The sequence below is a fragment of the Microcoleus sp. PH2017_05_CCC_O_A genome (genome assembly GCF_020738785.1).
Lineage (GTDB): Bacteria > Cyanobacteriota > Cyanobacteriia > Cyanobacteriales > Microcoleaceae > Microcoleus.
In genome coordinates, this window is the sequence record NZ_JAEQCB010000309.1 from 1 (window position 1) to 1508 (window position 1508).

The following is a 1508-nucleotide window of genomic DNA, read 5'->3' on the forward strand; positions in this document are numbered from 1 at the left end:
CTGTAGTTTAGACTAACCAAAGATGAGAACGGTGGCAAAAGAAGAACTAGAGCCACCGCGCTAGGAGAGAATGAGGGTGAAAAAGAAAACCTATCCACTCCTTAAATGAACAGTGAACGATTAAAGGACTTTCGTCAAGCAGCATACGATTTATTAGTGAAAGCGAAAGATGCGACATTCGAGCTGATGGATGCAGTGATGACAACAAAAAATGCGTCGTGTTTAGCAGAATTTTCACTAAATCCATTATTCTCTTCGTCAATGGCAAGCGCGTCTATGAAGCCTTACAAGACTGTAGACCAGACCGAAAAAAACTGATGCTGCTCTATCTGGAGCAATTACAGAAAGAAGCAGCCCCAACGGAACATATATTAGTAGCAATCGACCACACTGCATGGGGCAGACGAGATGCCAAAACGTTACAAGATAGAACCCATGAATATCAAAGGGGTGTAATTGTGGGTCAGGGATACAGTACGATTGCGTGGATACCTGAAGCAATCGGAAGTTGGGCATTACCCCTACTCCATGAAAGAATTAGTAGTGGGTCTTCACCCATACTTCAAGCAGCTTCCCAACTCAAACTTGTCTGTGAACATAGCGTCAATCCAGTTTTAGCAGTTTTAGATCGAGAATATGGGAATGCAAGCTGGGTACTGGCGCTAACAGAAGCGGACATCCCTGCTGATTGTTTAATGAGAGTCCGAAAAAATGCCTGCTTATGGTCAGCACCACCAGCCTATAGTGGTCGCGGTAGACCACCCAAACACGGGCAAAAAATGAGACTGGGCGACCCAACTACATGGCTCGAAGCTGATACAGAGATTGAAATTGACGAACATCCAGATTTGGGAAAAGTCCGAGTCAAACAATGGCTTGACTTGCATTTTTATCGCGCCCCTGGACAAAAAGTCAATTTAATCCTGGTGGAAAGAATGAAGCCCATGTCAAACGGTCAGCCGTTTCCACCCTTGTGGCTGGTTTGGGTGGGAGAACGGACTCTACCTTTGGAAACAGTCTGGTTCAAATATTTACGACGTTTTGGAGTGGATCATTGGTATCGGTTTGCCAAGCAACGATTGCATTGGACATTGCCTAATCTGAGAACTCCCGAACAATCCGAGCGTTGGAGTGATTTAATGCCATTGATGAGTTGGCAACTCTGGCTAGCTAGGGATTTAGTCGTTGAGAATGTCTTACTGCAGGCAATCTGCTACCATTAATTTTACCCCTGGACGTGTTGCTCAATCAATGTTTTCGCTTTTAGTTGACATTGGTACTCCCACAAAATTGCCTAAACATAGGGGAAAATCCCCCGGCTGGGAAAAAGGAAGGGTACGGACGATAGCACCGCGATATCCCACTGTCAAAAAACGGGTTTCTCGACGTAAAAAGTCTTCAAGATTAGTTATTTAATCTGATACCTCTTGAGTTTTTGAGTAACAGCTTGCCGGAGATTCAAAGGTGACTACTTTTAGCTGGGCTCATTTTTTAGTCTAAACTACAGT

At 44.4% G+C, this 1508-nt stretch carries 1 protein-coding gene; it reads left to right on the forward strand.

Going from position 1 to position 1508, the window contains the following annotated elements; translation table 11 throughout:
* Positions 1-218 precede the first annotated feature (218 nt).
* Positions 219-1223, forward strand: coding sequence for a transposase (locus JGK20_RS34205; RefSeq protein ID WP_366039888.1), 1005 nt, complete (start codon positions 219-221; stop codon positions 1221-1223).
* Positions 1224-1508 lie beyond the last annotated feature (285 nt).